General features: G+C 50.5%; 24 protein-coding genes and 1 pseudogene. 5 read left to right on the top strand and 20 right to left on the bottom strand.

Translation table 11 applies throughout. The features are described from left to right. Positions 1 to 151 precede the first annotated feature (151 nt). From DXC51_RS10325 to argC, 19 genes and pseudogenes are all read right to left on the bottom strand, one after another. Positions 152 to 604: a GatB/YqeY domain-containing protein gene (locus DXC51_RS10325; protein WP_025490722.1), complete on the bottom strand. Its 453-nt coding sequence runs from the start codon at positions 602 to 604 to the stop codon at positions 152 to 154. Positions 605 to 742: 138 nt separating this feature from the next. Then, positions 743 to 1,285, bottom strand: a complete 543-nt coding sequence (locus tag DXC51_RS10320; RefSeq protein ID WP_025490721.1) for a hypothetical protein — start codon at positions 1,283 to 1,285, stop codon at positions 743 to 745. Positions 1,286 to 1,430: 145 nt separating this feature from the next. Next, the gene (gene holA, locus DXC51_RS10315) at positions 1,431 to 2,435 is read right to left on the bottom strand and encodes a DNA polymerase III subunit delta (protein WP_025490720.1); all 1,005 of its coding nucleotides are present in this window, start codon (positions 2,433 to 2,435) and stop codon (positions 1,431 to 1,433) included. Between the two features lie 119 nt (positions 2,436 to 2,554). Then, positions 2,555 to 5,137, bottom strand: a complete 2,583-nt coding sequence (locus DXC51_RS10310) for a DNA internalization-related competence protein ComEC/Rec2 (protein WP_117544463.1) — start codon at positions 5,135 to 5,137, stop codon at positions 2,555 to 2,557. Next, on the bottom strand, positions 5,134 to 6,108 hold the full coding sequence (locus DXC51_RS10305; RefSeq protein WP_025490718.1) for a GerMN domain-containing protein: 975 nt from the start codon (positions 6,106 to 6,108) through the stop codon (positions 5,134 to 5,136). Before DXC51_RS10305 ends, DXC51_RS10310 begins: the two co-directional genes overlap by 4 nt. 131 nt (positions 6,109 to 6,239) lie before the next feature. Continuing rightward, positions 6,240 to 7,730 (bottom strand): sensor histidine kinase, encoded by a 1,491-nt coding sequence (locus tag DXC51_RS10300; protein WP_025490717.1) that lies wholly within the window; start codon positions 7,728 to 7,730, stop codon positions 6,240 to 6,242. A 51-nt stretch (positions 7,731 to 7,781) separates the two neighbouring features. Then, entirely contained in the window at positions 7,782 to 8,471 is a 690-nt protein-coding gene (locus DXC51_RS10295; RefSeq protein WP_021638111.1) for a response regulator transcription factor, read from the bottom strand. A 157-nt stretch (positions 8,472 to 8,628) separates the two neighbouring features. After that, positions 8,629 to 9,291 (bottom strand): helix-hairpin-helix domain-containing protein, encoded by a 663-nt coding sequence (locus DXC51_RS10290; protein WP_117544462.1) that lies wholly within the window; start codon positions 9,289 to 9,291, stop codon positions 8,629 to 8,631. A gap of 300 nt (positions 9,292 to 9,591) precedes the next feature. Next, positions 9,592 to 10,023, bottom strand: coding sequence for a DMT family transporter (locus tag DXC51_RS10285; RefSeq protein ID WP_021638114.1), 432 nt, complete (start codon positions 10,021 to 10,023; stop codon positions 9,592 to 9,594). Between the two features lie 171 nt (positions 10,024 to 10,194). Beyond that, positions 10,195 to 11,733 carry a sugar ABC transporter substrate-binding protein gene (locus tag DXC51_RS10280; protein ID WP_117544461.1) on the bottom strand — a complete coding sequence of 513 codons (1,539 nt, stop codon included), beginning with the start codon at positions 11,731 to 11,733 and terminating at the stop codon, positions 10,195 to 10,197. A 72-nt stretch (positions 11,734 to 11,805) separates the two neighbouring features. Continuing rightward, the gene (locus DXC51_RS10275; RefSeq protein ID WP_021638116.1) at positions 11,806 to 13,023 is read right to left on the bottom strand and encodes an aspartate aminotransferase family protein; all 1,218 of its coding nucleotides are present in this window, start codon (positions 13,021 to 13,023) and stop codon (positions 11,806 to 11,808) included. A gap of 25 nt (positions 13,024 to 13,048) precedes the next feature. Next, complete coding sequence (gene argB, locus DXC51_RS10270) at positions 13,049 to 13,936, bottom strand: acetylglutamate kinase (protein ID WP_025490713.1); 888 nt, start codon at positions 13,934 to 13,936, stop codon at positions 13,049 to 13,051. Positions 13,937 to 14,083: 147 nt separating this feature from the next. Next, positions 14,084 to 15,307 carry a bifunctional glutamate N-acetyltransferase/amino-acid acetyltransferase ArgJ gene (gene argJ / locus DXC51_RS10260; RefSeq protein WP_117544460.1) on the bottom strand — a complete coding sequence of 408 codons (1,224 nt, stop codon included), beginning with the start codon at positions 15,305 to 15,307 and terminating at the stop codon, positions 14,084 to 14,086. A 41-nt stretch (positions 15,308 to 15,348) separates the two neighbouring features. After that, positions 15,349 to 15,792, bottom strand: a complete 444-nt coding sequence (locus tag DXC51_RS10255; RefSeq protein ID WP_025490710.1) for a GNAT family N-acetyltransferase — start codon at positions 15,790 to 15,792, stop codon at positions 15,349 to 15,351. Positions 15,793 to 15,931: 139 nt separating this feature from the next. Then, positions 15,932 to 16,420, bottom strand: a complete 489-nt coding sequence (locus DXC51_RS10250) for a DNA-deoxyinosine glycosylase (protein ID WP_025490709.1) — start codon at positions 16,418 to 16,420, stop codon at positions 15,932 to 15,934. A 210-nt stretch (positions 16,421 to 16,630) separates the two neighbouring features. Continuing rightward, a pseudogene (locus tag DXC51_RS30580) lies at positions 16,631 to 16,741 on the bottom strand (DUF3990 domain-containing protein); the annotation flags it as partial. Positions 16,742 to 16,828: 87 nt separating this feature from the next. Continuing rightward, complete coding sequence (locus DXC51_RS10240; RefSeq protein WP_117544459.1) at positions 16,829 to 17,293, bottom strand: ASCH domain-containing protein; 465 nt, start codon at positions 17,291 to 17,293, stop codon at positions 16,829 to 16,831. 74 nt (positions 17,294 to 17,367) lie between these two features. Continuing rightward, positions 17,368 to 17,508 carry a hypothetical protein gene (locus tag DXC51_RS29495; protein WP_155858268.1) on the bottom strand — a complete coding sequence of 47 codons (141 nt, stop codon included), beginning with the start codon at positions 17,506 to 17,508 and terminating at the stop codon, positions 17,368 to 17,370. Positions 17,509 to 17,534: 26 nt separating this feature from the next. Beyond that, positions 17,535 to 18,602 carry an N-acetyl-gamma-glutamyl-phosphate reductase gene (gene argC / locus DXC51_RS10235; RefSeq protein WP_117544458.1) on the bottom strand — a complete coding sequence of 356 codons (1,068 nt, stop codon included), beginning with the start codon at positions 18,600 to 18,602 and terminating at the stop codon, positions 17,535 to 17,537. 395 nt (positions 18,603 to 18,997) lie between these two features. Here argC and DXC51_RS10230 point away from each other — a divergent pair, with 395 nt between their 5' ends. From DXC51_RS10230 to DXC51_RS10220, 3 genes are all read left to right on the top strand, one after another. Continuing rightward, on the top strand, positions 18,998 to 20,218 hold the full coding sequence (locus DXC51_RS10230; RefSeq protein WP_021638127.1) for an argininosuccinate synthase: 1,221 nt from the start codon (positions 18,998 to 19,000) through the stop codon (positions 20,216 to 20,218). Positions 20,219 to 20,228: 10 nt separating this feature from the next. Then, on the top strand, positions 20,229 to 20,525 hold the full coding sequence (locus DXC51_RS10225; protein WP_021638128.1) for a DUF1294 domain-containing protein: 297 nt from the start codon (positions 20,229 to 20,231) through the stop codon (positions 20,523 to 20,525). A 136-nt stretch (positions 20,526 to 20,661) separates the two neighbouring features. Next, complete coding sequence (locus DXC51_RS10220; RefSeq protein WP_117544457.1) at positions 20,662 to 21,432, top strand: LytR/AlgR family response regulator transcription factor; 771 nt, start codon at positions 20,662 to 20,664, stop codon at positions 21,430 to 21,432. A 243-nt stretch (positions 21,433 to 21,675) separates the two neighbouring features. On the opposite strand, the gene DXC51_RS10215 is transcribed toward DXC51_RS10220, so the two are convergent. Next, positions 21,676 to 22,515 (bottom strand): DegV family protein, encoded by an 840-nt coding sequence (locus tag DXC51_RS10215; protein ID WP_021638133.1) that lies wholly within the window; start codon positions 22,513 to 22,515, stop codon positions 21,676 to 21,678. Between the two features lie 696 nt (positions 22,516 to 23,211). Here DXC51_RS10215 and DXC51_RS10210 point away from each other — a divergent pair. Both DXC51_RS10210 and DXC51_RS10205 read left to right on the top strand, forming a co-directional pair. Continuing rightward, positions 23,212 to 23,715, top strand: coding sequence for a DUF5721 family protein (locus tag DXC51_RS10210; RefSeq protein WP_147332356.1), 504 nt, complete (start codon positions 23,212 to 23,214; stop codon positions 23,713 to 23,715). Then, positions 23,705 to 24,595: a helix-turn-helix transcriptional regulator gene (locus tag DXC51_RS10205; protein WP_117544455.1), complete on the top strand. Its 891-nt coding sequence runs from the start codon at positions 23,705 to 23,707 to the stop codon at positions 24,593 to 24,595. The genes DXC51_RS10210 and DXC51_RS10205 overlap by 11 nt, the downstream gene beginning before the upstream one ends. Positions 24,596 to 24,639 lie beyond the last annotated feature (44 nt).

Raw genomic sequence — 24,639 nt, 5'->3', positions numbered from 1 at the left:
AAAAAGATCAAAAAATACCTCTGACAGAAATTTTTCCCATCAGAGGTATTTTTTGATTTATTTACAGCTGTCCGGCAGCACTACAGTTGCCGTTATTTTATTAAACATCGGTTGGAGAACCATATCTGGCAGGTATGAAGCCAGCCGGATATTACGGCCGGACAAGAGCTTCTCCCACAAGCCTGTTGACAAGGGCGCCGTCCGCCTTTCCCTTGACTCTTGGCATAAGCTCCTTCATAATTTTCCCTTTGTCCTTCACAGTTGGCGTTACGATTCCCAGGCCGGCAAGAACCTCATTTATTTCTTTCCGGATGGCCTCTTCACTCATTTCCTCCGGCGCAAATTCCCTGAGTACCGCAAGGCGCTTCTCGCATTCCTCTACAATATCTGCCCTGTCTGCGGGAGCCAGATCCTTTGTTTCCTGGGTCTGCTTGATTTCCTTCTTAATGACCTCATTTTCTTCCGCTTCCGTCAAATCCTCTCTTTTGTCAATGGCCTTGTTCTTCAGCGCCGCAAGAAGCATGGAAAGCGTATCCTTCCTCTCCTTGTCCTTATTTTTCATGGCAGCTACCATTTCCGCTCTTACTTCATCAATTTTACTCATAATTTTCTCCCTTCTGCGCACCTTGGCGCCCATGTTATTTAATCCGTCCAGCTTGGGCGGTGAAAAATCTTTTTGCCTTTATTGTCTTTTTTAACCAGCAACCGTCCCGCCGCCCCTACAGCGGCTCCCGCCTCTTTCCTATAATTCTTCCCTGCAAAAATAACAGGTATACTTCTGTCTGCTTCCCTGCGGCACCAGATTTTCCGCACCGCAGTAGGAGCATTTTATCACCCGCATGCCCTGGGGCACGCTGTCACCCTCATATAATCTTTGTGCAGAAGGCAGACCGCCAGTCTCCCATCTGGTCCGCATTTCCTCCTGCCGCTTATCCTGCAGGTGATCCGCCTCATCCAGAACAGCCTTCTGGCGCAGGTAATCAGTCGTTGACATATTGGCCTGCTTTTCTGTTGCCATTGATGCCGGCGGTGTTTGATGAGTTCCTTTCACTGCACCGTGCCTGTGCTTTTCCGGAACCGTACCTGCGGAATAATCCGGCTGTGGCGCGCGGCTCTGCGGCATTGCATTCCCGTTGTTCCGGGTATTCTGCGGCGGTACGGTAGTGCCGTTCTTGTTATAGGGATTCCGGTCCTTAGTCCCCGAACCGTTACTTTTTCCCTTCAATACGCCGGATACAGCCGCCATGATTACAATCCATATGATTACAGAAATAATACCGCTCATACCTTTTCTCCTTTGCTGTTCCGAAGTGTGTCTGAAAACTGCCTGCCCTGAACCATAATGGCTGTCTTTACACAAACCCGTCCAGGATCCGAAACCTTTTACCAAAACGTGGGCAACGGATTTTCAATGCGGATTTTCAATGCAGTTAACCTGCATTGCTGTTTTTGTTTACTCCGGAGCTGTACCTTACAATCAGCAGTTCAACACCCATCGTATCGTTCAGCCGCCCGCTTTTTACCGCCTCATCGGTATCCACGCACGCTTCCAGCGCTTCACGCAGCTCTTCCTTTTTAAAACGGGAAGCCTGGCTTACGTATTTACCCGCTATAAAGCTGTGAAGCCCTGTCTTTTCCCCGATTTTCCTGTTGTCATAGCCCTTTGCCTTCAATTCCTTTACCTGGAGCAGCAGATTAAACTGCCTTCCTATCAGGAACAGGATACGCATCGGCGGTTCCTTCAGCGCCAGCAGATCATAATACAGCTTCAACGCCTCCCGCTGCTTCTTCAGCGCAATATCCTCAACCATGTCAAAAATCTGGCTGGTTACCTGATGCGTGCATACCGCTTCTATATCTGCCTCGGTAATGCTGTCTTTTTTCAGTGTATAACAGAAGAGCTTCTCCATCTCCCTGCTGATATTTTCCATGTCGGACCCTGTTTTCTGCAGGAAAAAATCCAGGCCCGCAGGAGAAATCGTTTTATTCTCCTTCTTAATCCTGCCCAGAATCCACCTCTTCAGCGTAGTCTCATCCTGTGTGGCAAATTCCACCGCACAGCCGCAGTCCCTGACAGCCTTAAACAGCCGGCTGCGCTTATCAACCTCCGACTCTATGAACAGGATGCACACGGACGGAGCAGGCTCCTTCATATAATCCGCCAGCTGTTCGCCGCCCTTTTTAAAAAGGCCGCTGTCCTCTATCAGAATCACACGCCTGTCCGCAAAGAAGGGCATGGTTTCCGCCAAGTCAATCACTTCGCCGGAATTCACATCCTTTCCTCTGAAAGCGGTGAAATTCATGGTATCGCCTTCCTGTACAAGCGCTTCCTTCAGCCTGTCCCTGTACTGGTTCTTCAGGTAAGCCTCCTGCCCATAAAGCAGATACGCCTGTTTGAACTGTTTCTTCTTTATGTCTTCCAACAGCTGCTGCATTCTCAGTTTCCTTTCCTGCAACGGTTCTGGCAGCTGAACTGTTACTTTTTCTTCCCTTCATTCCTTCGGGTTGTGAACTGCCGGGGTTTACTTTTATTATCATGACATATTCCGGGCCATCAGTCAACGTTCAAAAAAGTCTCCACCGTAATTTTTTTCTGCCTTCTGCGCACCGTAACCGCACCGCATTCGTTTGTGACAAAAACCGGGATCCGTGCGGCTTTCAAGCGCTCAAGAACCGCTTTATGCGGATGTCCGTAGGGATTATTTCTGCCGCAGGAAATAAGGGCGCAGGCCGGTGCTGCGGCATCCAGGAATTCCCGGGTGGTCGAGGTTTCAGAACCATGATGTGCGGTCTTTAAAATATCGCAGCTTTGCAGAAGTCCGGGGGAAGAGGCAAGAATTTTTTGTTCTCCCTCCGCATCCACATCTCCGGTGAGCAGGATGGAAAAATCCTTATCCCCGTTCTCCGCCCGCAGAGTGAGCTGCACAACCAGAGAGGCTGTATTCCGGTCTGTAAAGCTGTCCCTTCCATCCGGATGCAGACACAGGAATTCCGTTTTCCCATCCTTTAAAAGATCCCCGGCCGCCATACGGTACACCGGAATGTGATAGCTTCCGGCCATTTCCACAAGCCGGGACGGCTCATCCTGAACGACATGGGCCTGCGGCAGCACCAGGCCGCCGATGGAAACGCCACTCTTTTCCGCCCATTCAAAGACTGCCTCCAGACCATTGATATGATCCGCATCCCAATGGCTTACGAATACCGCCTCCAGCCTGCCCACACCCTGATATTTCAAAAATGGGATCACCTGCCAGGTTCCGGTATCCTTCTGCGAAGAGCTGCCCGCATCATACAGATAATGCTTACCGCTCTCCGTTCTGATATAAATACAGTCTCCCTGCCCCACATCCAGCATGGTCATCTGCATGCCGTCCTGAGGTTTTAACACAAAAACAAGACACAGCAGCACTGCTGCAGGCACGCCTGCCGGCCTGGGGATTTTCTCCGCCAGAAGCAGAAGAAGCCCAAGGCCTGCAGCAAAGACAAGAAGCTGCCACAGCTCCGGCTTTCCCGCATGCCAGATACCAGGCAGACCTTCGGAAAGCAGGCACAGCTTTTCATAAAAAATAAGGATTCCTTTCACCGGAAGCGCCAGGATACGAAGGAAAACAAAAACCGGCTCTCCTATGCCCCCAACAACGCTCCCGGCCAGTACAAGAAGCACCGTTCCTCCCATAAGAATCCCCATCAGCGGGATTACAAGCACATTCAGCAGGATGGACAGAAGGTTCCATTCATAAAACACAGAAAGCAGCACCGGCAGGGTGGTAAGGCTGATGCAGAAGCTGGAACGGAATCCCTGAAGCAGCCTCTGCATGACGGGATGCTTCTGTTTTTCCCCATACATTTTTATATAATTTTTCTTTCCTTTGTCTTTTCCGAAAAGCTTTACAGCATCACTGCCCATCCGTTCAAAGGCAGGAATGGTGACCGCTGCCCCGGCCGCTGCAGCAAAGGACAGCTGAAAACCGCCGTCCTGAAGCCAGGCAGGGTTTTCAAGCAGGAGCAGGGCCGCCGCCGTGGAAAGCGCGGTGGGCATATCATAGGTCCTTCCCACAATTTTGGCGGTCATATAGAGTAAAAACATAATGCCCGCCCTGGCCGCGGATGCTGAAAACCCGGTCATGACAAGATAGGAAAAAAGTACGCCGCAGGAAAGGAGGCCGGACAGCTTTCGTGATAAAAAGCGGCTCAGCAGACGGTAAAGCCCCATCCCAAGCAGGGATATGTGCAGGCCTGAAATCGCCAGGATATGGGAAATCCCGGCCCCCTGATACAACGCCTTAATTTCCGAATCCATTCCCTTTTTTTCTCCCAGAAGCATGGCCTTCAGTACAGACGCTTCCTTCTGCGGGAAAATATTTTCCAACACCTCCCCAGCGTGGCGCCGCAGACGATACAGTGCATGACGCCAGCCGGAATAGCCCTCGCTCTTCCCCGTCAGCACAGCCTGGGAAAGCTGCATGCTGATACCCTGCCCTGCATAATATGCCCTGGCATCAAACTCACCGGGGTTTGTCGCTGTTTTAAAATGGCGCGCCTTTCCCCGATAGCAGGCCCTGCTGCCGATCTCCGGCAGGCGAACTTCCCCCTCCTGCAGCCTGCACATTACACCGGTACCGCCCTGTGACCGCATTGGTATTCCCTGTTCCTGAGCGGACTTTTCCAGTGTCTGCGCCGGCATTCCCTGCTCCTGAGCGGACTTTTCCCATACCTGCATATCTATTTCCTGCAGCTGCTTCTGCGCTTCTTTTTGCGCCGTAATATTCTGTTTTAAGTCTCTGTCTGAAAAATTTACTGCCCTGATACCGGCAGCCGTGAAATTGTTTAGATTTGTATTAAGAGATATACTGTCAGTTTTTATTAACTCAGCATCTGGATCTTTAAACTTAAGATCCGATTGCGTTTCTGCCCCCTGATAGGGAAGCGCATCCGCAGCCTTCAGATAAACAATATGTACCATCTGCCCGTTTTCCGGGTCCATATAGCTTGTGATATCCGAAACCGTCCCGGCAACCACAGCCGTCTGCCCGTCCTCCATCGGAGGGGAGGGCTGGGGCAGCGGCTTTATCCATGTCATTATCCGGACTGCGGCCGTAAAGCCCAGCATAGCCAGGCATAAGGGCCGTCTCATTCCACATTTTCTCCTGTCTTTACGAGATCCAGGTTTCTTTCATAAAGATTGGACAGATTGAAAGTCTCCCTGTATACGATGTCTGTCTTTCCATTTACGGCTATCTGCACCTTGTTTACATTGGGAAGCTCCACCAGGGAGTTTGCAATGGAATAAATCACCACATCCGCAGTAACATTATAAAGCTGCGTCATGAAGTTTTCATCAAAATTCACGTAACAGATACCGTCCTTGACGGTTACGCTCAATATTTTCGTACCCGGATTAATCACCGGATATACGCCGTCGATGTCAGGACCCTTTACCAGATATTCCACCACCAGCTTTTCCATGGAAATATTGCTGTTGTATTCCACAGGCTTGACGATTTCCACCAGGCCGTCCCCTGCTTCATTGGCAAAAAAGAGCTTGAGCTTCACCATTTCATAGGAATTGATTTCTTTTCCCGCATTGTCAATGAACGCATCGGCAGTCATGGGACCGATTGCTGTTCCCGTGCTGTCTGCCAGCGGCTGTCCTCCCACCGTCATCAGCACATGATTGATTCCTTCCGCCTGGGAAAGCGTCCTCACAAGCGCCGCCCTCACCAGAACCTCCGTGGTGGGCGCAAGCTTTCTGTAGCTTTCATCCACATCCAGATCCAGCTGTCCGCCTTCCTCCACCCGGAACCCGGTCACCTGGAAGCTGTTTCCCACGGAAGACTTCAGGGACACATCCTCCGGCACCGCTTCCATGGCTTCCAGCAGTCCTGCTATCTGTCCTGACTGCTCCCCGGAATCAATATAGTGAACCTCTTTGGCTATTTTTGTTTCTTCCCTGTTGAGATAATAGATATCAAAGGCCGTTCCTTCCGGTTCCGCCGCCCCCGTACTACAGGCCGGAAGCACCAGGCAGAAAAGCAGCAGCATGCTGGCTGCCCATGCCGATTTTTTGTTTGAAGCATCCTTTTTTCTGTTCGAAGTATCCTTCATTCGATTTTTGAACCTCCGTTCAGGCTTTCCGTTCTTCCATACATGCCAACTGTACCTCAGATACAGTCCTGCGCTGCCTTATCATTTTTCCTGCACGATAATCCCCTGTAAAAAGGCCGCAGAAAACCACGTCATCTTACATAGGTAAGCGGGATCTTTACGGTAAAGCTGGTGCCTTCTCCCTCCGTACTGGCTACCTTCACCGAACCGCGGTGAAGAAGGATGGCATTTCTGGTAATGGCCAGCCCCAGTCCGGTGCCGCCGATCTCCCGGGAGTGGGATTTGTCCACTCTGTAGAAACGCTCAAATATATGATCGTAGTCCGCCTCCGGAATACCGATACCGGAATCGGAGATCTCCACGGTAAAAAACTGATGATCCGCATCCAGCAGCACCTTGACCCAGCCATGCTCCTTGTTGTACTTAATCGCATTTTCCACCAGATTGGTAAATACCTGGGTGATCTTCACCTCATCAATTTCCGCGGTGACCGGACGTATGCTTTCAAAGGTCACCTCCACATCCCGCAGCCTGGCAATGGGGCGGAGACGCTTTAACACCGATTCTATCAGTTCATTGATATCCACCGCCGTGATATTCATCTGGGCGGCCGTCTTGTCCATTTTTACAAGGGAGAGAAGATCATTGATGATTTTATTTTCACGTTCGATCTCATTGGCAATGTCCTGCATGAATTCCTGATACAGCTCCAGAGGCGCGTCCTCCTGCTGCATGAGGGAATCGGCCAGAACCTTCATGGAGGTAAGCGGCGTCTTCAGTTCATGGGAAACGTTGGAAACAAATTCCTGCCGGGAATCGTCAATCACCTTCATCTGCGTCAGCAGCTGGTTAAAGGCATCGATAATGTGCTCCGTTTCGATATAATCGGGAACTGCAATGGGCTCGTCCGTAAAACCGTCCTTTACCTCGGTAATCGCCTGGGTCACCCGGTTGAAGGGCTTGACAAGAATGGAGGAAAATCCCACGGCCACACCGAAAATACAGATGATCATCACGATCTCTATAATCAGGGCCTTCCGGTTCAGGATTTCCATTGTCGTCGCTATGCTGTCCGTGGAAACACTGGCAAGCATAACTCCAACTACCTGGCTCTGCTCCGGCTTCTTCCCCGCATCCGCCTGCGTTGTCTGATTCTTTCCGGAGCTGGGGGCTTCGATGGGAATGGTCATTTCGATATAACCGTTTTCCTTGTCATACCGGGTGGTGCTCTCTCCCTTGAAACACCGGATGACCTCCTCGGAAATAATCGTTTTGCCTTCACTGATACTGTATGTATCTTTTACAATACGGAAATTGCCGTTAATGATAATAACGCGGCCGTCGTACAGATTGGACATCTGTTCCAGCTCCGCGTTAATTGCCTCATTTGAGGTATCCTGCAGATAATTATTGTTCAGAAGATGGTTGGCAATGATCTTGAACTGCGTCTGCGTATCCGAGATACGCAGGTTCACCGCACGTTCTTCATAGCTCTGAAGGATACCAACCCTCATGATGAAGCTGGGAAGGATGCCCATCACCAGCATCAGAAAGAATATATAGACCTTCATGCTCCTGAGAGCAGGTATTTTCATAAATAGCTTTTTAAGCCTGGTAAGCATTTTGGCAGCCTCTACTTCCATTCAGCCTGGCACATTCCCCAAAGCCGGAAATCAGGCTCTGAAGAAGTAGCCGACTCCCCACTTTGTATGCACATATCTGGGTTCACTTGGATTGCTTTCGATCTTCTCACGAAGCCTTCTGATATGGACGTCCACCGTGCGGACGTCTCCGGGATAATCGCTTCCCCATACCAGCTTCAGAAGATTTTCACGGCTGTAGACTTTGTTGGGATTTAAGACAAGCAGCTCCAGCACATCGAATTCCTTGGCTGTCAGGTTGACCTCCTTGCCGGCAATATAGACGCGCCTGCTGTCGCAGTCCAGCTTCAGATCACCGTTCACAACGGTTTTGGGCGCGTTTGACGCGTTATCCCTTACTGTGGTCCTGCGCATTATGGCCTTGATCCTGGCCTTGACCTCCAGAATATTGAACGGCTTTGTAATATAATCATCGGCGCCGTATTCCAGGCCCATGATTTTATCCATATCATCATCCTTGGCCGTCAGCATGACGATGGGGACATTGGAAAATTCCCGTATCTGCTGGCATACCTCCAGTCCTGTCAGCTTGGGAAGCATGATATCCAGAAGGATCATGTCAAATTCCGAATTTCTCGCCTGCTCCAGCGCTTCCTCACCGTCATAGGCACAGGTGACCTCCATACCGTCCTGCTCCAGGCTGAAACGGATACCTTTCACAATCAGTTTCTCATCGTCTACAACCAAAACCCGCTTTCCCATAGCTCCTCCAAAGATTTTATTCCGTAACTGCCTGGTTTCTTCACAGTTACTGCCAAATCAATCCGAAACCGCCTGCGGCGGTGGATTTATGCACTCCTGAACCATTTTCCCGCATGCAGTGCAGCAAATGCTCCTGCCGGCCGGACCTTTCCCATCTTTACTGTCTGACGCATATCCTGTCCTTCAGCTTTGCAAAGCTTCCCTCCTTGATACCGTCCACCTTCATAATATCCTCAATGGATTGGAATTTACCATTCTGCTGCCTGTAGGCAACAATCGCATCAGCCCTTGTCTGACCGATTCCCGGCAGTGTCATCAGCTCCGCCGCATCCGCGGTGTTGATATCCACAAGGCCGTCCTTTCCTGATCCATTTTCCTCCATAACCCCGTCCGGCGAAAAAATTCCCTGTTCCGCTTCTTCCAGGGTCGGAATCACAATCTGCATCCCGTCCGATATGGGCGCCGCCTGGTTCACACCTCTTTCCGCCGCGTCCTCCGCAAGGCCGCCTGCCGCCTCAACGGCATCCACGACCCGGCTTCCCGCCGGCAGCCTGTACACTCCCGGCACAGCAACTGCGCCGCAAATATGTATCACACACTCCGCCTCACCGGACACATCCTCACCGCCGGAACCGCCCGCCCCGGGAAATGCTTCCGCCTCCCCCGCTGCGCCTTCTCCGGCATCATCTTCCTCCCCGGCCCCCGCCGGAACCTGATCCTGCGAAAGCTCACGCAGATCCATATCCCTGCCGCATCCGCCGAACATGAAAGAAAAGACCAGTACCAAAACAAGTACTGGAGTTATTCTGCAATTTGACATTTTATCTCCTTTTCAACGTATCACCGCTCCCGGCGCACCCGAAAAGGCCCCCGTAACTCACTGCCCTTCCATTGTAAAATAAAAAGAAAAGTTTTACAAGAGGAGAGTGGTTTTTTTTCACAGCTACAAGCCGGGCAGGCAGGAACAACAGCCTTGCTGCGGGGGAGCTTGCTCACCCACAGCAAGACTGTTGTTCCTGCCTATGCGGCGCCAGCCGCAAAGTGAGAGAGCGCAGCTCTCGAACCCCGGCGCCCGCCCCCCCCCAACCCCTAATCCCTTGCCCTTAATCCCTTGCCCTTATCACTCCCACTTAAACACCACAATCCCCGCAATAGCCACCGCCATCCCAATAGCCTTCCGCCATTCCCATCCGGTCTTCTCCACACCGAACATCCCGAACAGCTCAATCAGATAAGCCACCAGCAGCTGCGCCACCACGATCAGCATAACGGCCCTGGCCGGCCCCAGCATATCCATACTCTTAATCACCGTATAAGTAATGAAAGCCCCGATAGCGCCCCCCAAAAGCATATACTTGGGCTGCACCTGAAACACGCCAAGAAGAGAACTCCTGTCCGTAAACGCCCATGCGGCCAGACACACAAGCAACGCCGTGAACTGCACAAAGCAGTTGGCCGCCCAGATACTGGACGCCTTAGTAACCTGCGTGTTAAAAACACCCTGAATACTCATCAGCGCGCCGGAAATCAAAGCAATAAATAAACCAATCATATAGGCCTCCTGTCATAAGGGTCTTTTCAGGCTCCCGCAGCGCTGCAGCGGTTTCCAAACCGCTGCAGCGCCATCTGAAGCCCCGCCCTTTTCTACATTCTGCCCATACGATTGGCAACTTATTCAAAACTATTCGCAGCCGCACAGTCCCTCTGCGGTAACCGGCAATCCTTACTCTTCCTCGCCGATATAGCCTTCCGTCTCCTCAACAGGCTCCTCGATATACTCTTCCTCAAAAGGCTGGCCCGTCACCTGCGTCATAATCTTTTCAGACAGCGCTTTTAATGTATCCGTCGCACTTTCCCCCGACCATACCCGGGTAAAAGCAATTTCCATCTGCACCCAGTAATTACTCGTTGCCATCATCTTCGGAATCGGCACCGACAGCGCATACTCCCTGCCAAACGCCTCCGCCTGGGGATTTTCAAAGCTCACGCCCTTCCTGGCCGGCATCCTGCCCGTACGCTCATACAGATTCTGCGCACGCTCCCCGGTCAGATAAGCGGCAAACTCATTGGCAATGTCCTTTTTCTGGCTGTAGCCGTTTACCACCACCGCATTGGTCACGGAAAGACTGCGCGTCTTCAGCTCCTCATCGATATTGGGTATATTCGTCACCCCATACTCATACGGGAACTCCCCGTTCTTCTTCGCTTCCTCGATCCTGCCCACAATATCCGTGGTAGCCACCGTAAAAACCAGCTTGCCGTCAATAAATTCCCGAATTACAGAATCGTAATCCACCTCATCCGGATCAATGGAAAAAAACTGATTCAAATCCTGATACGCCATCAGGCACCGGATGGCATCCAGATTGTAAATATCAATACTTTCCGTATCGTCACCGCAGGAACCGCCCACATCAATATAATTCCCCACAAAGAAGTAATTATAAAAAATATCGTCCACATCCCACTTGAAAACAGCCTCTACCTGCTCCGGCGCATCGTAGCTGTCCGCAAAAGAAAGGATATCATCGATTGTAGACGGGATCATTGCATTAATCCGTTCCTCCAACTGCGCTTCCTCAGGGACAAACGTCTCCGGCTCACCGGCTTCACCTTCGCCCTCTGCGTCCTGTCCCCCTTCAGCCGCCCCTTCCGTACTGCCTGCATCCAGCGGCTCACCGTTTTCATTCAGCGCCTCCATGGCGGCCTCGCCTTCCGCCGCATCCGCTTCAGCCTCCAGAGAAGCCGCCGCCAGCGCTTCCATATAAGTCTTATTATAAATCAACGCGCTTGTCTCATAATAAAAGGGGTAACCGACCAGCCTGTCCTTATAGGTCACCGCCTCCAGCGCCGGCCGGGAAAAATTCTCTTCGCTCACAAGCCCCGCCTCATCCTTCACAGGACTTGCCAGTCCCGCAAGATAAGCCTTTTCCAGACAGTCATTGCTTATGATATATAAATCCGGATAAGAATTGGTCTGCAGGGAATCCTGGTTGATCGTCTCCAGATATTCAAGGCCCGATACCAGCTTCGGAATCACACGGACATCTTTTTCCTCTGAAAAATCCAGGGCAACGCTGCCCAGATAATCGCTCAGGGCTTCGTCCGTATACCATAAATTCACCGTAGGCTTACTAAGCAGGGCGTTGTCGGGTATTTTGGTAAGATCAGCCAGCCTGTCGCTTGCGATCCCATAATAAATCAATACACCGGCGGCCGCCGCGACCGCTGCCACGGCTGCAATTCTTTTCCAAAGCTTCATGCAAAATCTCCTTTTTTCGGGGCGTTTTTAATACCGTCCGGCAGACAAAAAGAACAATAGGGCTGCCAGAGGCTACGATATTTTTACTTCATCCAGGCAGTCCCTGAGGATTACGATCATGTCATCCACATTCTCCCGGGTAATCACAAGAGGCGGCACAAAACGGATAATATTGGTTCCCGCATTGATCAGGATCAGCCCCTTTTCAAGCGCACGGCTGATAATATCCCCAACAGGGATGGAGAAAACCAGCCCCTGCATCAGTCCCACGCCTCTGTGAGCCTCAATAAAATCATAGTTATCCACCAGGGCGGCCAGTTTTTCTTCCAGATATGCACCGACCTGTCTTACATTATCTATTATATTGTCCTTTTCGAATAAATCAAGAACTTTACTCACAGCCGCGCAGGCCAGCGGATTCCCTCCGTAAGTGGTGCCATGGTCACCGCTTGTCAGGGAATGGGCTCCCACCTTTTCCGTCATCAGGAATGCGCCCACCGGAACGCCGCAGCCCAGAGCCTTTGCCGTCGTCATAATATCCGGCTTCACGCCGTAACGCTGCCAAGCATACATATAACCTGTACGCCCCATGCCGCACTGGATCTCATCCAGAATAAGAAGGATATCCTTTTCATCACACAGGGCGCGCACCTTTTTCAGGAACTCCTCCTGCGCAGGATAAATACCGCCTTCTCCCTGTACGGTTTCCATAATGATGGCACAGGTTTTGTCCGTCACCTGTGAAAGGACGCTGTCAAAATCATTCAGCTGCGCAAAACGGATATTTCCTATCATAGGCTCAAAGGCTTCCCTGTAATGGGGATTTCCCGTCACGGAAAGCGCGCCGAAGGTACGGCCGTGGAAGGAATGCTCCATGGCAATGATCTCATGATCCGTGCGTCCGTCCTTCAGATATGCATATTTCCTGGCTGCCTTCAAAGCGCCTTCAATGGCCTCCGCGCCGCTGTTGGTAAAGAAAACCCTGTCCATGCCGGAAACCTTTTTCATTTTCACAGCCGCTTCCACAGCAGGCACATTGTAATAATAATTGGAGGTATGGATAATTTTATCGATCTGTGCCTTCAACGCGTCGTTATATTCCCTGTTATTATAGCCCAGGGCAAAAACAGCGATGCCGGCGCAGAAATCCAGGTACTTTTTGCCTTCCATATCATACAGGTAAACGCCGTCGCCCTTATCCAGAACCACCTGATACCGGTTGTAGGTATGTAAAAGAGCGGCTTCCGCCTCTTCGATATATTCCTTCATGCTCAAAGCTTTTTCACTCATGCCATTCTCTCCTTTTTACCGCTTCCTACACTTCCTCATCATCGGATATAATCGCCGTTCCCACGCCTTCGTTTGTAAAAATTTCCAGCAACAGGCAATGGGGAACCCTTCCGTCCAGGATATGCACCCGGTTAACGCCGTTGCGGATGGCTGAGGTACAGTTGTTCAGCTTGGGCAGCATGCCGCCGCCGATGATTCCTCCGTTGATTAATTCCTCCGCCTGTCCGGCAGTCAGCCGGGAAATAAAAGAGGATTTGTCATTGATATCCTTATACAGCCCTTCAATATCGGTAAGGAAAACAAGCTTATCCGCTCCCACCGCCTTGGCAATGGCGCAGGCGGCATCATCCGCATTGATATTGTAGGTATTGAAATCATCATCCAGCCCAACCGGGGCCACAATCGGGAGAAAATCCTTTTCCAGAAGGTCATAGAGCACCTTGGGATCCACTTCCTTGATATCACCTACAAAGCCGATGTCCTGGCCGTCCGCATATTTTTTATCCACCTTCAGAAGGCCGCCGTCCTTGCCGCTGATACCTACGGCCTTGACGCCAAGCTCCTCCACCATGGTCACCAGATTCTTGTTTACACGGCCCAGGACCATTTCCGCGATTTCCATGGTTTCCTCATCCGTCACGCGCAGGCCGTTCACAAACCTGGCTTCCTTGCCTACCTTGCCCACCCATTTGCTGATGGCCTTTCCGCCGCCATGCACGATAATCGGCTTGAAGCCCACCAGCTTTAACAGGGTAACGTCCTTGATGACGTTCCTCTGCAGCTCTTCATTGCTCATGGCGCTTCCGCCGTATTTTACCACAATAATTTTACGGTTGAATTTCTGAATATAAGGCAGCGCTTCAATCAGCACCGATGCCTTCTGCATTACCTGATCCATTTCCTTCTGTTCCATCTTCGCTCTCCCATCACATGTTTGCATCCGTCCTTGTAAAATTGCCGCACGGTGGGCCGGATGCTTTCTTCCTCTGCGTATTCATACGGTCTGCGCTGCAAAATGCGCAGGCCTGTATGAATGCTTTCATTGCGCAATTTATTTTTCTCAGGAGCGGTAATCCGCATTGATTTTTACATAATCATAGGTGAGGTCGCAGCCCCAGGCAGTGGCCTGCGCTTCGCCCATCTTCATATCCACAACAACAGTCACCACAGGGCAGGAAAGGATTTTAGTGGCCTCCTCCTCGCTGTAATCCGTGGCCTGGCCGTCCTTATATATCTGAATCCGTCCCGCGCTGCTTTCAAAGAAAAGCTCAATCGCCTCCGGATCGAAGCTGGCTCCGCTGTAGCCAAGCGCGCAGAGAATCCTTCCCCAGTTGGCGTCATGGCCGAAAATGGCCGCCTTGGTCAGGCTGGAGCAGATGACGGATTTGGCCAGCGTCCTGGCGTCCTCTTTATTTGCCGCATGGATGACTTTTGTCTCAAACAGCGCGGTAGCCCCTTCACCGTCCCCTGCCATCATTTTTGCCAGCGTTTCGTTTACCTCGTGAAGCGCCTGGCAGAAATGGAGGTAATCCTCGTTTTTCTCCGTGATCTCAGGGTTTCCGGCGCAACCGTTTGCCAGTACCACCAGCGTATCGTTGGTGGAGGTATCGCCGTCTACGGAAATCATGTTAAAGGTGTCCACCACATCCGCGCTTAATGCCTCCTGCAAAAGCTCTTTGGAAATGGCGATATCCGTGGTTACAAAGCCCAGCATGGTGCACATGTTGGGATGAATCATCCCGCTGCCCTTGGACATGCCGCCTACGGTCACGGTTTTGCCGCCGGCCTCAAACTGCACAGCCACCTGCTTGGAAATCGTATCCGTGGTCATTATCGCTTCCGCCGCCTGGGTTCCGGCTTCCAGCGTATCCTTGAGGCAGCCTGCCAGAGCCGCCACGCCTGCGGTGATTTTGTCCATGGGAAGCTGCATGCCGATAACGCCTGTGGATGCTACAAGCACACAATCCCCGGGGATTTGCAGCGCGCCTGCGGCGGCGTCTGCCGTTTCCTGGCAGTAAGCGTAGCCCTGACGTCCCGTACATGCATTGGCGATTCCCGAATTCACTACCACGGCCTGAATATAGGGGGAGGTATTAATTTTTTCCCGATCCCATACCACCGGCGCCGCTTTTACCACATTGCTGGTAAAAACACCCGCCGCCTTACACGGAACCTGGCTGTATACCATCGCCATATCCTTCCTGTTCTTATACTTCACATTTGCTTCCACGCCGGCCGCCATAAACCCCTTTGCAGCGGTCACGCCTCCTTTGATATGTTCCATATTCTCCTCCTTTGGGCAGGGTTGAAATCCCCGCTGCCGCTTCAGTCGTTAAAACGCTCTATATTTTCAGTGTTAAGTACAAAATCGTAATAGTTCAGATCCTCCCGCTTCGTCCAGCCGATGCAGCGCCAGAAGGTATTTCCCACATCATTCTTGGTAAAGGCAATGAGGGATACCTTGCTGATATTCTCCTTTTTCAGCGCATTCATGGCAAAAACCACCATGGATTTGCCGATTCCTCGCATCCGGTATTCCGGATCCACACAAACATGGTACATACAGCCGCGTCTGCCGTCATGCCCGCAGAGAATTGCTCCCACGATTTTTGAATCCTCCACCGCTACCACGCTGGTTTCCGGATTTCTTTGCAGAAAGCGCTCCACGCCTTCTCTGGAGTCGTCGATGCTGCGGATGGAAAATCCTTTGATTTTATGCCACAGCCGGCTTACCTCGTCATAATCATCAATGTTCATTGTTCGTACCATGTTTGTAATTCCTCACTTCTTTATGTATTTCGGCAGTCTGGTAAACGGAACTGCCACATGCCTTGGAGAGTATCTGCAATTTTCTCCAGGTCTTTTTAAACGCTGCGGGATGAAGCGGATGTCTGCTTTCACCGCGTATTCACATATATTCACGAATCACGCTCCAGGCCTGTATGAGCTTTTCCAACGTCCATGCCGCATTGGCCGGGCTTGTGGAGGGCAGTCTGATAATTTCCCTGCCGGCCTGCTCCATACAGTATTTCCGGTAAAGCTGGCACGCCTTATCCCCATTGGCAAACACCGCCCGGATGGAGGTCTGCGCCAGAAGGCCGCCGATGTCATTGGCCTTTACATTGCGGATGGAACTGTCGCTGGAGCCTTCAATATCACAGGTATCTATCACATCCCAGATGGCAATATGGCCGTCAAGGAGCATTTTCTTCTTTTCTTCAATGGTTACGGGTACCTCTTTCTTAAGAAGCGCCGCCGTCACCCTCCAGAACCGGTTCTGGGGATGGCCGTAGTAAAACTGCTGCTGCCTGGATTTCACGGAAGGGAAGGTCCCCAGTATCAGGACACGGGAATCCCTGTTGAAAACAGGCTGGAATTCATGGGTTACTCGTTCCATAAGCTTTTTCCTTTACTAAAGAAATTACAGTTCAGCCTGCATCCGCCCTGCAGTCTCCAATATTGCTATTGGTTCACAATGAAAAACATCCGCATAATCATAAATTCTTTCAATAGCCTCCTTACCAAGGGCATCCGTAATAAATTTACGAGGCTGCAGAACCTTGCGTCCGATAAATTCAATGGACTGCATGTAAAAAACAGTGCACTGTTATTTTTTTCTGCCATGGATTTTTTCACTCCTTTGGAATGTGAGGGTATCCAGCGCCAATATAGTATGGAAACTTATCTGATGTGTTGGGCGATTAAATTTTGCCAGTTCTTACAACTTTAAAAACCTTCAACAGTTTACGCCTATCCGTACCTTCTGTCAATTCCTTCCTGGCAGCCACCCCACATCCACAATCATTTACTGTTTGTTTTCGCTCTCTCCCCGGTAAACCACCTCAAATTCCTCGCAGACGCAAATCATGTCTTCGGTAAATTCAATTCCACACTCTTCCCTGCACTCCCGGGAAAATGCCTCTCTGTGGGCTTTTTTCCAATAGGCCAGGGATTTATCGCCTTCGCCCTCCCTGCGCGCATATTCTTCGGTAATATCACAGAAACGAACCTGCGTTACCTTTGTGATCCGGGTGATGCAACGGGGCCGCTGTGTGCTGTCCAGGATGACGGAATAGTCTCCGGCGCACGGAAGCGGCTCCTGCTCCAGTTCATAGAGCTTAAGGAGGCTGGTGGTGGCTCTTTTTTCTCCGGTCAGCACAAGCGTGCAAAGCTCATCTGCGATTTCCGGATATCCGTAGTAATACGCCTCATATTTTTTAATCTCCGGGCAAAATCCTTTTACGAAATCCGCAATACTGTTCTGATCCATTTATCCCTCCCAGCCTCAGGCTTCCGGCATTCGGCGCTTCACCACCCTGCCTTAGAATTACAATTATCTTGCACTTATACATCTGCCACAACAAGCTCCATCCGGATTCTTCCCCATTTTTCTTTCTGAAATGCAAAGCATTCCGGGGTTCTCTCATCCGTGCTCCAGCCTGCTATAACGGCGGCATCTCTTTTTTGATAAGGCCTTAATCTCATGCTCGCTCCTCCGCCGGCCGGTTTCCTTACGGGAACATGGGAACCAGCTCCAGCCCCTTGGTTTCCGGCAGACCGAACATGAGATTCATATTCTGCACCGCCTGTCCTGCCGCGCCCTTCACCAGGTTATCCATAGCGCCCATCATGATGACGCGTCCGGTTCTTTCATCGATTTTAAAATTCACGTCCACATAGTTGCTGCCCTCCACCCATTTGGTTTCCGGGCATACATTCTTATCCAGAACGCGGACGAATTTTTCCTTGTCGTAGTATTTATCGTAAGCCGCCCGTACCTCTTCATAAGAAGGAAAGGCCCGGGTGCCGTCCGGCTGCAGCGTACTTTTCAGGGAAGCATAAGCCGTTATCAGGATGCCCCTGTTCATGGGAACCAGATGAGGTGTGAAATTTATCAGCATTTCCTCTCCTGCGGCCAGGGAAAGCTGCTCCTCGATCTCCGGCGTATGTCTGTGGTTTGCCACGCCATAGGCCTTGATATTCTCGTTGACCTCACAGTAAAGGTTATCCACCTTGGCGCCCCTGCCGGCCCCTGAAGTACCGCTCTTGGCATCAATAATCACGGTGGACGGATCGATCAGTCCTTCCTTTAATAAAGGATAGATGGAAAGAGTGGAGCAGGTGGGATAACAGCCGGGATTTGCCACCAGGCGCGCATTTTTCACCGCCTCCCTGTTGATCTCACACAGCCCGTAGACGGCTTCTCCTATGTACTGGGGAGCCTTATGCCCAATGCCGTACCATTTTTCATAGGTCGCCACATCCTTGATGCGGAAGTCCGCGCTCAAATCCACAAGCTTTGCATTGGAAAGAATCTCTTCATTAATAAGGGACGCGCAGAAGCCCTGGGGTGTGGCGGTAAAAATCACATCCGCCTGCTTTGCCAGTTCTTCCATATTATCATCCAGACATACGGCATCCACTATCTGGAACATGTTTTTATAGACTTCATAGTACTTCTTGTCAATATAGCTGCGGGAGCCGTACCATACGATTTCCACATCAGGGTGGGCCGTCAGCAGTCTTACCAGCTCTCCTCCCGCATAACCTGTCGCTCCAATAATTCCTGCTTTTATCATTTTCCTTCCATTCCTTTCCCTTAACCGTTCAGTTTTCAGTTATCTCACAGATACTGTCAGAATCCGGCTGATATTTTCCGGTAAAACCAGTATAATCAGAATCCGCCCGAAACTCAACCTTTTCTGTCTTTTCCATCCCGCATAGTCACGGTGGCATCCCCGGTTTTCGCATAATTATACGTCTGTTTTGCATAATATGCAATAGTTTTTTAAAGTTTATGCATATTTTTCATAAAAAACACTTAAAAATATGCATATTTTTTCACTTGCATTCTAAAAAGTTTTGTTGTATATTAATTCCAGAACAAATGAGCCGGCGGCCACAGGCCAGGGCTCCTGAAATTTCACATAATTAATAAGCATGCCGGTTTTTTGCGGCAGGAAAGAGGAACATAATGAAAGAAAAAGTAATCCTTGCCTACTCAGGCGGACTTGACACCACAGCGATTATCCCGTGGCTGAAAGAAAACTTTGACTATGAAGTCATCTGCGTCTGCATCGACTGCGGACAGGCGGAAGAGCTGGACGGTCTTGAAGAAAGAGCAAAATTCTGCGGCGCTTCCAAGCTTTACGTTTTGGATGTTATCGACGAATTCTGTGATGAATACGTTATGCCCTGCGTAAAAGCACATGCGGTTTATGAAAACAAATATCTGCTGGGCACCTCCATGGCAAGGCCCCTGATCGCCAAGAAGCTGGTGGAAATCGCCCGTAAGGAAGGCGCTACCGCCATCTGCCACGGCGCTACCGGAAAAGGAAATGACCAGATCCGTTTTGAACTGGGTATCAAGGCACTCGCTCCCGACTTAAAGATCATCGCAGCCTGGAGAAATGAGAAGTGGACCATGGATTCCCGTGAATCCGAAATCGAATACTGCAAGGCGCACGGCATTGACCTTCCCTTCTCTGCAGACAGCAGCTACAGCCGTGACCGTAACCTGTGGCACATCAGCCATGAAGGACTGGAGCTGGAGGATCCGGCCAATGAGCCTAACTATGAGCATCTGCTCGTACTGGGAACCACTCCTGAAAAAGCGCCCGATGAACCCGAATATGTAACCATGACCTTTGAAAAAGGAACCCCCACCAGCATCAACGGTGAAAAAATGAAGGTTTCCGATATCATCCGCAAGCTGAACGAGCTGGGCGGCAAGCACGGCATCGGCATCGTGGATATCGTGGAAAACCGTGTGGTAGGCATGAAATCCCGCGGCGTTTACGAGACTCCCGGCGGAACCATCCTTTATGAAGCTCATCAGCAGCTGGAAGAGCTGATCCTGGATCGTGAAACCACCACCACGAAGCTTGATATGGGCAATAAATTCGCACAGATCGTGTATGAAGGAAAATGGTTTACCCCTCTGCGCGAGGCTGTCCAGGCTTTCATTGAAAGCACTCAGGAAAATGTAACCGGCGAAGTGAAATTCAAGCTCTACAAGGGAAATATCATCAAGGCAGGCACCACCTCCCCTTATTCCCTGTACAACGAATCCATCGCTTCCTTTACCACAGGTGACCTGTACGACCATCATGACGCAGAAGGCTTTATCAATCTGTTCGGCCTTTCCAGTAAGGTACGCGCCATGAAGCAGCAGGAAATCGAAAAAAATAAATAAGGGATTTCCCATGAATGTTATTTTAATTCTTTTTCTTTATGTTATAATAGTGAATATAGTGGGTTTTGCCATGATGGGTATCGACAAACGGAAGGCAAAAAGAGGTGCGTTCCGTATCCCGGAGGCCAATCTTTTTCTCACCGCCCTGGTGGGCGGAAGCATCGGCTGTATCGCCGGGATGTATACCTTCCGTCATAAAACCAAGCATAAAAGCTTCGTTTTCGGCATGCCTGCCATACTGATTGTTCAGCTGGCAGTGATACTTTATCTTTTGTTTGCGGCACCAGTACATTTCACGCTTATGTAGCAAAAGAAATCCGCCCGTCTGGCAGAACAGTCAGACGGGCTTTTTGCTGTGCGGCCGCAAAATAAAGCATCACAGCGGTGCAAAACGCCGGGCGGACACGCCATAAATCTGAACATACAAAGAGGAGGAAAAAGCAATGCATCTAGCGGTATGTGATGACAATATAGCGGACAGGAAACAAATGGAACGGCTTCTTGGGCGGGAATCGGACCGCAGGCTGAATACCACCGGGGTTCTTTACGTGGATTCCTTCGGCAACCGCAGCGCCATTTTGTCAACTCCCATGATCTATGACGGCCTGTTTATGGATATGGTTGAGGACGGCTGCAATGCGGCGGAAATCGCCCGGGAGCTGCGAAACGCCGGGAATACCCTCCCCATCGTTTTCTGCTGCTCCAAAATCAATTACAGGGAGGAAACGGACCTGCCTGACAACTGCTTTTTTATGGACAAGCCTATCCAGCCCGCAGAGCTGACCGAAGTCGTGGAGACCCTTCTCACCATCAAAAACAGCCAGGAAAAGCGGATGGAATTCCGTACGGATACGGAAGCCTTTTATCTGACGGAGGAAGAAATCATGTACGCCTATCCCGATGACCGTTATATACGCATTCATCTGGCAAACGGCGGAAACAGGGAGTGTGTTGCCAACATGCTTAATTTCAGCGCCACCCTGGGCTTCGATACTGACTATTCCGCAAGGGGCACCACCAAGCTTGATCTGGGCTTCATCCGTGTAAGTGAATCCGGCCTGCTGGCCATGATCGGCTGCAGCGCCGTCATCAACTTAAAGTATGTGGATAAGGTTTCCGCCTTCCATCTGACCATGACGGACGGGCACAAAATTAAAATTGCGCCTTCCAGCAAAAAGGCGCTTCGCCAGATGGCCGCGGAAATGAAGGAATGAAGGGAAAGCGGCTGAGTAAGGCTGCAGATCTATTTCTTTACAGTTACCATATCATAATATGTTTTACCGATCTAAAAACGGCTCCGCCTGCTGGCAGCGCCGTTTTTCCTTTTTTCATTTAATTTTTAAACAGCTCTTGCAACTACTGCAAAATCCATCCTAAACCGCCTTTGGCGATGGATTTTGGCACTTCTGTAGCATTTCCTTACGGTCAATTCCTGTGCGCCGGGAATACTTTTTCTGTCAGACTGCGATGATAATCCCGCCGTCATTGGCATACATGCTGCTGATTCCTGCAGTATCAAGGATTCTGGCTTCCGCGAACTTTGCCTTTGCCAGAATCATGTCACGCACGCTCTCGGCCTTTGCCAGATTGTTGCAGTGCGTAATCATAAGGCATTTTTTCTGCGGATTCGCTGTTTCCCTGGCCACAATATCCGCCATCTTCTGCAGCGCCTTCTTCAGCCCGATGGCCTGTCCCAGCTGAATGATCGTTCCTTCCTCCGTGGCTCCCATTACAGGCTTGATATTAAGTGTGGAAGCCACCAGGGCCTTCACGCCGGTAAGGCGGCCGTTCTTTCTGAGCGTTTCCAGGTTGTTCAGGACAAAATACGTATTCATTTCATCCCGGAAAGCTTCCAGCTGCTGAACGATTTCCTCAAACGCCAGACCTTTTTCCTCCAGTTCCATTGCCTTCAGTGCAATCTGCGCCTCGCCGCCGGAAGCTGATTTGGAATCCACCACATGAATTTTCTTATCATGGTGCTTTTCCTCGTAAAGATTCTTTCCCAGCACTGCGCTGTTATGGCTTCCGCTCAGGTTCGCAGACAGCGTGACAACGTAGATGTGCTCCGCATCACAGTCAAAGCTCTGTTTATATCTATCCGGTGAAGGGCAGGAGGAACGGGGGCACTCAGGGCACTCCGCCACTCTTCTCAGAAATTCTGCCTGATTAAAGGTCTCATCATCCTGTATCCGCCAGTCCCCTACTTCAATCCCCAGAGGCACAATCTCAAAACGGGGATCTTTTTTCAGTTCATCCGGCAATTCACAGCAACTGTCCACTACAATTTTATAACTCATTGATTCCTCCGATTATTCACTACAATTACACGTAGTTTTCATTACCACTTATAATAACACCCGCCTACATATATTGTAAAGAGAATTTCCAAAAGTTATGTATTTTTTCATCGCATTTTATAGGGGGATTGTAATCCGGAAGGCTTTGGGGTTTTGCTCCGGGGGATTTTCCCGCCCTGTCCCAGCCGTCCGGGGTGCGGGGGAGGTGTCTGTTCTGAGCGGTCAGACGTAAAAATTGGATATTTCTAACAGTATATTTTTCCCCTTCTGCTGTTAACGCGGCTGAACTCCTCACGCACGACTTCGTCTGTGCGTTCGTCAGACAAGCCGCTAGGGGCAACAGCAGAAGGGGAAAAATATGCTGTAAGAAATATCTCAATTTTTTCGTGATTCCCTTTCAGAACAGACACCTCCCCCGCACCCCGGACGGCTGGGACAGGGCGGGAAAATCCCCCGGGGCAAAACGTAAAGGTTCTGGAGGACAATGCGCCTTATAATGGATAAAAGATGGAAGGCGAAAGGTGGTTGGCTGGTTTTGAATGGATTTCATTGAAAAATAAGAGAGACAGGTGGGTTAATAGACAGGGAAAAAGCGGGTGGTGAAAATGGTTGCTGTTGGGGGGAGTTTTCATTATAATAGAGGGGAATGGGGCCGACGTGGGCGGGCTGAGGGCGGAAGCAGGATGGAGAGAGATTATGATTGCATTGCAGGTGAAAGAAGTTAAGAGTTTTATGGGAAAGCTTTTGGGGTCGTCTTGTTTTGATTCTTTTTTGTTGGAGGAAGCCACGATTTCCACGTATAATACGTTCCATATTGACGGGCATATGAACCGGGATTTTTTCAGCAGTGAGGAGTGGGATGATCCTGAGTTGCGGCCTGATGATTTTTCTGCGTGGAAAAATGTGCGGCCGTTGTGTTTTGATTTGATTAAGGGGAGGAAAACACCGTCGGGGTTTAAGTTTATTCTGCATCTGATGCCCCGTTTTATTCCGGGGATCCTGAAGGCGGGGGAAACGGATATTACGGCGGATCAGGTGAAGGCTTTGGTTCTGACGTGTAAGTATGACGGGAGCGGGCTTACTTTGGTGACGGGTACCGCTTTTCATACTTTTATTATGGATAAGAGTGTGGATGTCCTGTGGGACAGGACAGTGAGGACATTTCTGACGAAAAAGGGGATCGGTTTTGATGAACTCTGATTTGCGGGGCTGCGGATGCAGGGATAAGGAGGGGCGCGGCGGGAAGCCGTGCGCGGAGGTTCCCAGGCTGACTTTAAAGGGGGAGGAATGTGGTTTCCAGCATCAGTTCAGTGTGCGGGAGACTTATCCGTTTCATACGCATACTTTTTATGAGTTCTTTCTTATTAATAAGGGGAAGGGGATTCACAGGATCAATGGTTCCTCCGTGCTGCTTTCGGAGGGGTCTTTTGTTTTCGTGAGGCCTTCCGACAGGCATGGGTATGATTTTTTGAATCAGTATGATCTGGAGCTGATTAATATTTCTTTCCTGCCGTCTATTTTTGAAAAGATATGCGGGCTTCTTGGATGTGCGCCGTCTTTTTTTACGGATTCCCCTTTGTGTCTTCAGACGGAGCTGGCTGAGCCGGTTTTGTCTGATATCCGGGAAAAAATGCTTCATGTGGGCGGTTTGGAGCCTGGTGCGGCGCGGCGTTTGTATTTGAATGCCGTACTGCCTTATTTTTTGTATCATTTTTGTCCGGGGCCGGCCCTGCAGGAGGTGGATCCGCTGCCGGGATGGCTTTCTTCGCTGATACGGCGGATGGAGGAGCCTGAAAATTTCATTGAGGGGCTTCCCCGGCTGATTTCCCTGGCGAATGTTTCCCAGGAGTATTTAAACCGTTCTTTCCGCAGGTATCTGCATATGTCCCCTACGGAATTCATTAATATGAGGCGGATGGATTTTGCAGCTTCCCTGATTCTGGAAAACAGGATGGAAATTATTGATATCTGCCAGGAGTGCGGGTTCAGGAACCTGAGTTATTTTTACCGGGTTTTCCAGCGGCAGTATGGGTGTGCGCCGGGAGAATTCCTGCGAAAGAACAGGCCGGGCAGGGGATAGGAAAGGCAGTAACTGTTAAGGGGGAATGGAGTTACTATACGAAG

The organism is Eisenbergiella massiliensis (assembly GCF_003435485.1).
The sequence above is the reverse complement of the archived record's forward strand: the minus strand, read 5'-3'. Positions and strand labels throughout refer to the sequence as shown.

Bases quoted from the DNA above. Each gene is read 5' to 3' on its own strand.
- DXC51_RS10325 (WP_025490722.1), bottom strand. From the start codon at position 604: ATGAGTAAAATTGATGAAGTAAGAGCGGAAATGGTAGCTGCCATGAAA.
- DXC51_RS10320 (WP_025490721.1), bottom strand. From the start codon at position 1,285: ATGAGCGGTATTATTTCTGTAATCATATGGATTGTAATCATGGCGGCT.
- holA (WP_025490720.1), bottom strand. From the start codon at position 2,435: ATGCAGCAGCTGTTGGAAGACATAAAGAAGAAACAGTTCAAACAGGCG.
- DXC51_RS10310 (WP_117544463.1), bottom strand. From the start codon at position 5,137: ATGAGACGGCCCTTATGCCTGGCTATGCTGGGCTTTACGGCCGCAGTC.
- DXC51_RS10305 (WP_025490718.1), bottom strand. From the start codon at position 6,108: ATGAAGGATACTTCGAACAGAAAAAAGGATGCTTCAAACAAAAAATCG.
- DXC51_RS10300 (WP_025490717.1), bottom strand. From the start codon at position 7,730: ATGCTTACCAGGCTTAAAAAGCTATTTATGAAAATACCTGCTCTCAGG.
- DXC51_RS10295 (WP_021638111.1), bottom strand. From the start codon at position 8,471: ATGGGAAAGCGGGTTTTGGTTGTAGACGATGAGAAACTGATTGTGAAA.
- DXC51_RS10290 (WP_117544462.1), bottom strand. From the start codon at position 9,291: ATGTCAAATTGCAGAATAACTCCAGTACTTGTTTTGGTACTGGTCTTT.
- DXC51_RS10285 (WP_021638114.1), bottom strand. From the start codon at position 10,023: ATGATTGGTTTATTTATTGCTTTGATTTCCGGCGCGCTGATGAGTATT.
- DXC51_RS10280 (WP_117544461.1), bottom strand. From the start codon at position 11,733: ATGAAGCTTTGGAAAAGAATTGCAGCCGTGGCAGCGGTCGCGGCGGCC.
- DXC51_RS10275 (WP_021638116.1), bottom strand. From the start codon at position 13,023: ATGAGTGAAAAAGCTTTGAGCATGAAGGAATATATCGAAGAGGCGGAA.
- argB (WP_025490713.1), bottom strand. From the start codon at position 13,936: ATGGAACAGAAGGAAATGGATCAGGTAATGCAGAAGGCATCGGTGCTG.
- argJ (WP_117544460.1), bottom strand. From the start codon at position 15,307: ATGGAACATATCAAAGGAGGCGTGACCGCTGCAAAGGGGTTTATGGCG.
- DXC51_RS10255 (WP_025490710.1), bottom strand. From the start codon at position 15,792: ATGGTACGAACAATGAACATTGATGATTATGACGAGGTAAGCCGGCTG.
- DXC51_RS10250 (WP_025490709.1), bottom strand. From the start codon at position 16,420: ATGGAACGAGTAACCCATGAATTCCAGCCTGTTTTCAACAGGGATTCC.
- DXC51_RS10240 (WP_117544459.1), bottom strand. From the start codon at position 17,293: ATGGATCAGAACAGTATTGCGGATTTCGTAAAAGGATTTTGCCCGGAG.
- DXC51_RS29495 (WP_155858268.1), bottom strand. From the start codon at position 17,508: ATGAGATTAAGGCCTTATCAAAAAAGAGATGCCGCCGTTATAGCAGGC.
- argC (WP_117544458.1), bottom strand. From the start codon at position 18,602: ATGATAAAAGCAGGAATTATTGGAGCGACAGGTTATGCGGGAGGAGAG.
- DXC51_RS10230 (WP_021638127.1), top strand. From the start codon at position 18,998: ATGAAAGAAAAAGTAATCCTTGCCTACTCAGGCGGACTTGACACCACA.
- DXC51_RS10225 (WP_021638128.1), top strand. From the start codon at position 20,229: ATGAATGTTATTTTAATTCTTTTTCTTTATGTTATAATAGTGAATATA.
- DXC51_RS10220 (WP_117544457.1), top strand. From the start codon at position 20,662: ATGCATCTAGCGGTATGTGATGACAATATAGCGGACAGGAAACAAATG.
- DXC51_RS10215 (WP_021638133.1), bottom strand. From the start codon at position 22,515: ATGAGTTATAAAATTGTAGTGGACAGTTGCTGTGAATTGCCGGATGAA.
- DXC51_RS10210 (WP_147332356.1), top strand. From the start codon at position 23,212: ATGATTGCATTGCAGGTGAAAGAAGTTAAGAGTTTTATGGGAAAGCTT.
- DXC51_RS10205 (WP_117544455.1), top strand. From the start codon at position 23,705: ATGAACTCTGATTTGCGGGGCTGCGGATGCAGGGATAAGGAGGGGCGC.